Source organism: Frigoribacterium sp. RIT-PI-h, assembly GCF_001297205.1.
In the GTDB taxonomy this organism is placed as follows: Bacteria; Actinomycetota; Actinomycetes; order Actinomycetales; family Microbacteriaceae; genus Frigoribacterium.
Map to the genome: position 1 here is coordinate 1 of NZ_LHOZ01000054.1, position 8,172 is coordinate 8,172.

8 protein-coding genes are annotated in these 8,172 nt (G+C 73.2%); 3 read left to right on the forward strand and 5 right to left on the reverse strand.

All coding sequences use genetic code 11. The features are described 5' to 3' along the window. Nucleotides 1–16 precede the first annotated feature (16 nt). Nucleotides 17–376 (reverse strand): hypothetical protein, encoded by a 360-nt coding sequence (locus AEQ27_RS04475; RefSeq protein ID WP_054145579.1) that lies wholly within the window; start codon nucleotides 374–376, stop codon nucleotides 17–19. A gap of 235 nt (nucleotides 377–611) precedes the next feature. Here AEQ27_RS04475 and AEQ27_RS04480 point away from each other — a divergent pair, with 235 nt between their 5' ends. Further along, the gene (locus AEQ27_RS04480) at nucleotides 612–1,349 is read left to right on the forward strand and encodes a trypsin-like serine protease (RefSeq protein WP_054145580.1); all 738 of its coding nucleotides are present in this window, start codon (nucleotides 612–614) and stop codon (nucleotides 1,347–1,349) included. A gap of 163 nt (nucleotides 1,350–1,512) precedes the next feature. Here the strand turns inward: AEQ27_RS04480 and AEQ27_RS04485 are convergent, their stop codons facing one another. The 3 genes from AEQ27_RS04485 to AEQ27_RS18015 all read right to left on the reverse strand — a co-directional run bounded on the left by AEQ27_RS04485 (nucleotide 1,513) and on the right by AEQ27_RS18015 (nucleotide 4,204). After that, complete coding sequence (locus AEQ27_RS04485) at nucleotides 1,513–2,037, reverse strand: GNAT family N-acetyltransferase (protein ID WP_235450974.1); 525 nt, start codon at nucleotides 2,035–2,037, stop codon at nucleotides 1,513–1,515. Between the two features lie 40 nt (nucleotides 2,038–2,077). Beyond that, nucleotides 2,078–3,442: a M23 family metallopeptidase gene (locus AEQ27_RS04490; RefSeq protein WP_152970167.1), complete on the reverse strand. Its 1,365-nt coding sequence runs from the start codon at nucleotides 3,440–3,442 to the stop codon at nucleotides 2,078–2,080. A 321-nt stretch (nucleotides 3,443–3,763) separates the two neighbouring features. Then, complete coding sequence (locus AEQ27_RS18015; RefSeq protein ID WP_054145582.1) at nucleotides 3,764–4,204, reverse strand: MarR family winged helix-turn-helix transcriptional regulator; 441 nt, start codon at nucleotides 4,202–4,204, stop codon at nucleotides 3,764–3,766. A 107-nt stretch (nucleotides 4,205–4,311) separates the two neighbouring features. Between AEQ27_RS18015 and AEQ27_RS04500 the strand changes: the two genes are divergently transcribed. Together AEQ27_RS04500 and AEQ27_RS04505 are read left to right on the forward strand one after the other, a co-directional pair. Then, nucleotides 4,312–5,487 (forward strand): ABC transporter permease, encoded by a 1,176-nt coding sequence (locus AEQ27_RS04500; RefSeq protein WP_054145583.1) that lies wholly within the window; start codon nucleotides 4,312–4,314, stop codon nucleotides 5,485–5,487. Between the two features lie 93 nt (nucleotides 5,488–5,580). Further along, nucleotides 5,581–6,858: an FAD-binding protein gene (locus tag AEQ27_RS04505; RefSeq protein WP_054145584.1), complete on the forward strand. Its 1,278-nt coding sequence runs from the start codon at nucleotides 5,581–5,583 to the stop codon at nucleotides 6,856–6,858. Between the two features lie 139 nt (nucleotides 6,859–6,997). Here AEQ27_RS04505 and AEQ27_RS04510 read toward each other — a convergent pair whose 3' ends face one another. After that, nucleotides 6,998–7,666, reverse strand: coding sequence for a histidine phosphatase family protein (locus AEQ27_RS04510; protein ID WP_054145585.1), 669 nt, complete (start codon nucleotides 7,664–7,666; stop codon nucleotides 6,998–7,000). Between the last annotated feature and the right edge of the window lie 506 nt (nucleotides 7,667–8,172).

The following is an 8,172-nucleotide window of genomic DNA, read 5'->3' on the forward strand; positions in this document are numbered from 1 at the left end:
GGCCGGGAGGCGCGGGTCAGGGGGCGACGTCGACGATGGCGACGAATCGGGTGCCGACGCCGTCGACCTCGGCGCGCACGACGCCCGGCGCGGGCTCGGGCAGCTCGTCCGCGCCGTGGTCGTCACAGCTGAGGTAGGTGTACTCGGGCCACCACTTCTTGGGGCGCGCCGCCTCGTGGTAGCCGCAGACGACGCACTCCAGCTCGACCCAGACCGGCTTGCCCGTGCGGTTCGCGCGGGACTGCACCAGCCAGGCCGGCGGAGTCCGTTCCATCGCGACGAGCTCGTCGACCGTCATCTTCGGCGGCAGTCCGTGGCGCTTGGCCATCTCGAGGGGGATGTCCAGTCGCAGGGCGGCGTCTCGTCGCGTGATCACCCGCACACGCTACCCGCCCGCCCGCATCCGCCGCGAGCAGCACATCTGTTGCCACGAGCAACACTCGGCGTCAAGTCGGCCAGAGTGCCGACTTGCCCCCGGACGAGGGCCAGGCGGAAGCTCGACCCAGGCGGGACGTGCCCGATCCACCGGGTCGGGCGATCACCGGACCGCCCGGCCGGCACCACCCGGTCGGCACCACCCGACACGCACCACCCGAACCAAGGGGAACCACATGAAGACCTTCGTCGCCGCCGCCCTGACCGCTGCGGCCCTCGCCGTCGGATCGCTCGGGGTCTCGACCTCGGCCGTCGCCGCCGGCCCCGACAACACCATCCGGTCGACGGACATCGTCGGCGGCGAGAAGGCACCCACGACGCCGTGGGCCGTGCAGCTGGTCTTCCAGACCGGAGGCACCGCGAGCTACGCCTGCACCGGCGAACAGATCAACGCCACGTGGGTGCTGACCGCCCGCCACTGCATCGACGGCGTCACCTCGATGCAGGTGTACCACTCGAACAGCACGACGAACCCGGGCACCGCGATCGCCGTCGACCGCGTCGCCGCCGCCCCCGTGGGCGACATCGCACTCGTGCACCTGAGCCAGTCGAAGGCCCTCGGCAGCTACCCGACGCTGAACCTGGGGTTCCAGGCGACCTCGACGGGCAGCGGAACGATCATGGGGTACGGCCTGCGCGCGAACTCGGTGCAGTCCGACGGTCTGTATCAAGCGACGGTCGGCCTGACCGGCCGCAGCACCGACGCCTACGGCGGGGTCGCCCAGCCCCTGAACGGCACCACCGGCGCGGCGAACCACGGCGACTCGGGCGGACCGCTGATCGTGAACGGCCAGATCGTGGCCGTCTGCTCGACCGGCGACGAGGCCGACCCGGGCGCGAACACCCGCGCCGGGTCGAACTACGCCGTGCTGTCGCAGAGCGCGAGCTGGATCCGCTCGACGGCCGGCCTCTAGTCCGCGAGCGGGCCGGTCCGCCGGCTCCGGGCTACCACGGACGCCCGGCCACACGGCCCCGCCCGCCCACGGAGCGTAGGAGGCGCACGCCGGTCACGCGACCGGGGTGCGCCTCCGTCGTCGTGGCGACCCGCGCCTCCTCGGGGGCGTCGGCCGCGGGACGTCAGACGATCGGCTTCTCGAAGCAGATCGACTGCGGGATGGTCGTGACGTAGGGCTCGTAGGTCGGGATGCGGGTGAAACCGATCTTCTCGTAGAGGGCGACGGCGTCGGGCTGGCGGTCCCCGGTCTGCAGGATGAGTCGGCGCGCACCGCCCTCACGGGCGACCGCCTCGAGCTCGGCCATCAGCAGTCGGCCGATGCCGCGGCCGCGCTGACCGTCCGAGACGATCACGCGCTTGACCTCCCATTCGCCGTCCCGGCTCTGCACGAGGGCGTGGCCGACGGGCGTGCCGCCGTCGGCATCGTCGTCGGCCACGACCAGCACGGTGGCCAGCACGTTCGACGGGTGGACCGTGAGGGCAGCGTTCCGGGCCTCGACGACGGCGACGGGCTCGACGACGTCGCGGTGGTAGCGGACGGTCATCTCGGCGTCCATGGCGTCGCGCAGGGCGACGGCACGGGGGTCGTCGAAGGCGACGCGTTCGAGGTGCAGCGGGGGCAGGGCGGAGGGAGCGGTGTTCGTCACCAGACGATTCTGCCCCCTCGGGCGGGACCCGGCGGACGTGCTACAGACGGACGCCGCGTGCCGACATGAACGGCACGGGGTTCGTCGAGGCGCCGCCCACGCGGGTCTCGAAGTGCAGGTGGCAGCCGGTCGAGTTGCCGGTCGACCCGACGAGCGCGATCAACTGGCCCGCGACGACGCTCTGCCCGCGGGACACCTTGATGCCGCCGTTGACGATGTGGCCGTACGCGGTGGAGACGCCGCCGCCGTGGCTGACCTGGATGTAGTTGCCGTAGCCGCTCGCCTGACCGGCGAACGTCACGGTGCCTGAGGTCGCGGCATAGATGGGGCTGTTGCAGCCGGGGGCCAGGTCGATGCCGTCGTGCATGCGGTCGACGCCGGTCACCGGGTTGACGCGCCTGCCGTCGCCGCTCGACATGTAGCCGGCGCTGGGTCGCCCCCAGCCCGAGCCGGTCGGGGCACCGCCACCCCGGGACGACCCCCCGCCTGTGGACGGGGCGGGGGCGGGGGCAGAAGGCGTCGGGGGCCGGGCAGCGGCGGCCGCGGCAGCCGCTGCGCGCTGCTGACGGAGGGGCCCGGCCTGGCGGGCGGCCTCGGCGGCCGCCGGGGCCTTGCGGGCCGCTTCGGCCTGACGTGCGACCTCGACGCCGGTGGCGTAGTCGGCCTCGGTCTGCAGGCTCTGGTCCTGCAGCACGGCGAGCTGACCCTGGAGGCGCGACTCGTTCTCTTGCTGGGCGGCGACGGCGGCTGCGGCGGCGTCGGACGCGGCCTGCGCCTCGTCCATCGAGACCTGGGCGGCGCCCTGCAGCTTCACGAGCGCGTCCGAGGCGACCTTGGCCTGGTCGGAGAGCGACTGCGCGACGTTGCGGTCGTTCACGGCCTGCTGGCGGATGCCGTCGGTCTGCTCGGTGAGCTTGCTCATCGCGCCGAGTCGGTAGAGGAGGTCGTCGGCCTGCTCGGTGTCACCCACGAGCTGTGACGACACGTTGCCGCCACCGGTGCGGGCGAGCTGGGCCGAGACCTGGCCCGCGCGCTGCTCGCTGGCGTCGGCCACCGCGGCCTTCTCGTCGGCCTGCGACTGCAGTTCGGCGAGCTTGGCGGCACCGGCGTCGGCGTCGGCCTGGGCCTGCTCGAACTCGGCACCGAGACGCTCGGCTTCGGCCGGGGCGGTGGTGGCGTCGCTCGCGAGCTGGTCGGGCAGCCCCTGGATGCGGCTGACCTCGGCGGCTTTGGACGACTCGCTCGACCGTGCGGCCTGGACGTCGTCCCACGACGGGTACGAGGCGGCCTGCGCGGGCGAGGCCCCGAGCACCGTGCCCGACACGACGAGCGTGAGGCTGAGCAGCACCGTCGCCACGGCGGCGGCGACGCCCTGTCGGCGGGGCAGGGTCACGGGCGAAGTCACGGAAGAGCACCTATCTCTGGTCGGCCCCGAGCCCGCAGGACGCGTCGGATCGACGGCCGTCGGGGGGTGGGGAACCTGATCAGCCTACGGGCGGAACCGGGAAGGGTAAACCCGGACATCAAGCTTTCTCGGCATCGGCTTGTCCCCAGTCAGGGGCTACAGGGGTGTTCACGACATGACTCCAGTCACACGAGTCACACGATCTGTACCCCGAAGGACGAGGAGGCGCGGGTCGGCGACACCTGTCGCCCACGACGACAGGCATCGCCCTCACGGGCCGGGACCCGCCACACGGGACGAGTCTCGGACACGTCGTCGGGGTCAGTCGACGAAGGCCGAGTTGAGACGGTGCAACGCCGCGGCGAGCGCGTCGACCTCGGCGGCCGTCCACCCCTCGAGCCGGTCGGCCAGGGCGGACCGGTTGGCGTCGACCGATCGGGCGAGCAGCTCACGGCCGCGGGCGGTCAGCGCGAGGGCCTGCCCTCGTCGTCCTTCGACCGCGCCACCCTCGCCGGGCTCGACCAAGCCCAGCTCGACGAGTCCGCCGAGCTGGCGCGAGACGGTCGAGCGGTTGAGGCCGAAGTCCGCCGCGATGTCGGTGGCTCGACAGCCGGGGTGGGCCGCGATGAAGGTGACGAGCGAGTGCTCGACGAACGACAACGGGGCGCTCTTGTGCCGGGCGCGGGCGACGGCCCGCCGCGACACGGTCTCGAGCTCCGAGTAGACCGTGTCGATTCCTCGCTGCCCCCGCTGGTCCGTCACGGGGTCAGCCTAACGGCGGGCGGTCGGGAACACCGAGGGGGCGATTTGTGTTGCATAATGCAACTGTAGACCGACGGGCAACGGCGCCCCCGACCACGAGGAGCCCCGTGACGACCACCGACCTGACCCTGCACCGCCCGGACGACGGCGCGCGCCCCGACCACGACTCGTTCCGCGACGACCCGCTCCGGGGGCGGGACGACCGACCCGACCCGCGCCTCCGACGCGGTCACCAGCACGCCGGGCCCACGGCCGCGCGCCGCCCGCGCCCGGACGCCGCGGCCTGGCGGTCCCTCGGCCTGCACGTGCTGATCCCCCTCTTCCTGGCCACCGGCATGGCCCTCGCGTACCTCGGCGCCTTCGGCCACCCGACACCCCACCACGTGCCCGTCGCCGTCGTGGGCAGCTCGGCCCAGAGCGAGGTCTTCGCCCAGCAGCTCAACGACGCCGACCCGGACGCCCTCGACGTGCGCACCGTCGCCGACGCCGACGCGGCGCGCAGGCTCATCACCGACCGCGAGATCTCGGGTGCGTTCGAGGTGGGCGCGACCGACGCGACCCTGTACGTGTCGTCCGCAGCGTCCGACACGACCGCGAGCGTCCTGCAGAAGGTGTTCGGCCCGGTCGCCTACCGGCTCGGGCTGCCCCTGGAGGTCGACGACGTCGTGCCGAGCGGCGAGGGCGACCCGACGGGACAGGGGCTGTTCTTCCTGCTCGTCGCCCTGAGCGTCGGCGCGTACGCGAGTGCCGCGGCCATCTCGGCGGCGAGCGCCCGGCTGGGACTCGGCTCGCGCCTCCTCGCCGGTGTCGTCACAGCCGCCGTCATCGCGTCGATCGGCACCGTCGTCGTCGGCCCCGTCTACGACATCGTCACGACCGGCCTGTGGGGCGTGGCACTCGTCAGCTGGCTCTACGTGACCACCGTCGTCGTGATCGGCATCGGCCTGCACCCCCTGCTGCGCCACTGGACGACGCCCGCCCTCACCATGCTCTTCGTCATGCTGAACTTCACCAGCTCGGGCGGCGTCTTCTCGTCGCAGCTCGTGCCGCCCTTCTTCGGGGCGTTGGGTGCCTTCTGGAACGGCTCGGCCTGGCTGCACGCCACGCAGTCGATCGTGTACTTCCCCGGCCAGGGCTGGGGCCGGGCCGGCCTGACGCTCTCGCTCTGGCTCGCCGCCGGGCTCGCCCTCGCCGGACTCACCCACCTCTGGAGCGTGCGCCGCACCCGGCTCGCGAACGAACTCGTGGCCGTCCGCGAGGACGAGGAGGGCATCGCCGCCTGACCCCCGGCCGCCGGCCGGCCACCCCGAGGAGCCGCGGGGCGCGACGATCGCGCCCCGCGCCTCCTCGATCCGGGCGCGTGCGAGACTCGACGGGTGACGACGACGCACGAGACCCTTCGTCCACCCCGACGCGACGAGCGCAACTGGGCCGACAGCTTCAGCTACGGAGCGACCCGGGTCGTGCAGCCGACCACGGTCGACGAGCTGAGCGAACTCGTCGCCGCGGCTCCCCGCATCCGGGCCCTGGGGACGCGCCACTCGTTCAGTGACGTGGCCGACGGCCCGGGCCTGTTGGTGTCGACCACGGCATTGCCCGCCGACCCGGTGATCGCAGACGACGGGCACAGCGTCACCGTCGGCGCCGGCACGAACTACGCCGTCGTCGCGCAGCGCCTCGACCGGCACGGACTCGCCCTGCTGAACATGGGGTCGTTGCCGCACATCTCGGTGGGCGGCGCGATCGCAACCGGTACCCACGGCTCGGGGCTCGGCCTCGGCAGCCTGTCGAGTGCGGTCTCGGCCCTCGAGATCGTCGGCCCCGACGGGTCCGTCCGGACCGTGCGTCGCGGTCAGCCGGGGTTCGACGGCAGCGTCGTGGCCCTGGGCGCCCTCGGCGTCGTGGTCCGGGTGACCCTGGACGTGCAGCCCGGGTTCCGCATGCGGCAGGACACGTACGTCGACCTGCCCTGGTCGAGCGTCGACGACCACCTGCTCGACGTCATGGGAGCCGGCTACAGCGTCAGCTTCTTCCACGAGTTCGACCACCGCATCCGCGAGGTGCTCGTCAAGTCGCGCGTGCCCGAGGGCCTCGCCGACGTGTCGATGCCCCGTGACCTGTGGGGCGCCCGCCCCGCCCCGGTCGACGAACACGCCGAGGTCACCGGCACGAAGTCGACGCCGATGGACGGCAGCGTCGGGTCGTGGGCGGACCGGCTGCCGCACTTCCGCATCGACGCCACCCCGTCGGTGGGTTCCGAGTTGCAGAGCGAGCACTTCGTGGCCCTCGAGGACGGCCCGGCCGCACTCCGCGCCGTGCAGCGCCTCGGCGACGATCTGCGCCCGCACCTCCACACCTGCGAGACCCGCACCGTCGCCGGCGACCCGCTGTGGTTGAGCCCGACGCCGCAGGACAGCCTGGGCATCGCCTTCACCTGGAAGAAGCACCCCGCCGAGGTCGCCGCCCTCATCCCCCGCGTCGAGGAGGCGCTGGCCCCGTTCACCCCGCGCCCCCACTGGGGCAAGCTGTCGGCCCTGCCCCACGCGGCGATCGTCGAGGCGTACCCCCGGTTGGCCGACTTCGCCGCCCTCGTCCACGAGGTCGACCCCGACGGCAAGTTCGGCGGCCCGGCACTCGAGCGACTGCTCGCTTAGAGCCGTGCCCGGGGGCTGGTCTTCTTGCCGTCCCGGGACCTGCTGGCTCAGCCGGACCGGGACCCGCTGGCTCAGCCGGACCGGGACCTGCTGGCTCAGCCGGAAAGGGCGGCCGCCCGATCGAGGGTCGGGCCGAGCGTCAGTAGGACTCGCCGGTGGGGTCGGCCGCGTCGAGGTCGAGCAGCTCGGCACCGCCGACGGGCAGGCCCTGCCAGGTCTGGAGGCGCCAGCCGCGGTCGAGGGTGCCCTCGAGCGTGACGACGCCCGTGTTCTCGAGCAGGTGGTGCCGGATGAACTCGTCGTCGGCGTTGACCGCCCGCGACCCGGCCCAGGCGCGGATGGCCGCGCCGTGACTGACGGCGGCGACCGTCTCGTGACCGTCGCGCTCGCCCGCGGCGATCAGGTCGGCCAGCGCCGCGTCGTAGCGGGCGAAGAACTCGTGCCCGTCTTCCGAACCGGGCACCCGCGCGTCGAGGTCGCCCGCCGCCCAGGAGAAGACGCAGCCGACGTAGGCCGTGACCGCGTCGGCGTCGCTGCGGTCTTCGAGGTCGCCTGCCTTCACCTCGCGCAGCCCGTCGAGCACCGTCGGCGTCAGCCCCCTGGCGGCGGCCAGAGGAGCCGCGGTGAGCTGCGTGCGCACGCGCGTGCTGACCGCGGGCGCACCGATCGTCTCGTCGGCTAGGGCCGCGGGCAGCGCCTCGGCCTGCCGCCGACCGAGATCGGTGAGCCCGACGCCGGGGGCGACGGTACCGAGCTTGCCCTCGACGTTGTCGGGGGTCTGACCGTGGCGGATCAACAGCAGGCGCATGATCCACCACCCTAGGACGGACCCCCGACACCGGGGGGGCTGGTCGACGAACGCGACGCGCGCCTTCCGCACCCCCCTGTGCGCATCCCGACCCGCGCCTCCTGGGCTCGGCGTGCAGATCCCGGCCCGCACTTCCCGCGCGCCCGTGCAATTCCCGACCGCTGCCGGCCTCGTCGACGTGCCGAACCCGACAACTCCGCCGGGACACGCCGCTCACCTTGGTCGCACACCGGCATGTCGCAGCGCCTCTGTCGCGATTTGCACAGTGCCCGAGCCGCACCTCCCGAGCCGCCGTCCTGATCCCGACCCGCGCCTCCTGGGCTCGGCGTGCAGATCCCGGCCCGCACTTCCCGCGCGCCCGTGCAATTCCCGACCGCCGCCGGCCGCGTCGACGTGCCGAACCCGACATCTCCGCCGGGACACGCCGCTCACCTTGGTCGCACACCGGCATGTCGCAGCGCCTCTGTCGCGATTTGCACAGTGCCCGGCCGGCGACGGTCGGGAAT

Coding starts and splice junctions, on each gene's coding strand:
- AEQ27_RS04480 (WP_054145580.1), top strand. CDS start 612: ATGAAGACCTTCGTCGCCGCCGCCCTGACCGCTGCGGCCCTCGCCGTC.
- AEQ27_RS04510 (WP_054145585.1), bottom strand. CDS start 7,666: ATGCGCCTGCTGTTGATCCGCCACGGTCAGACCCCCGACAACGTCGAG.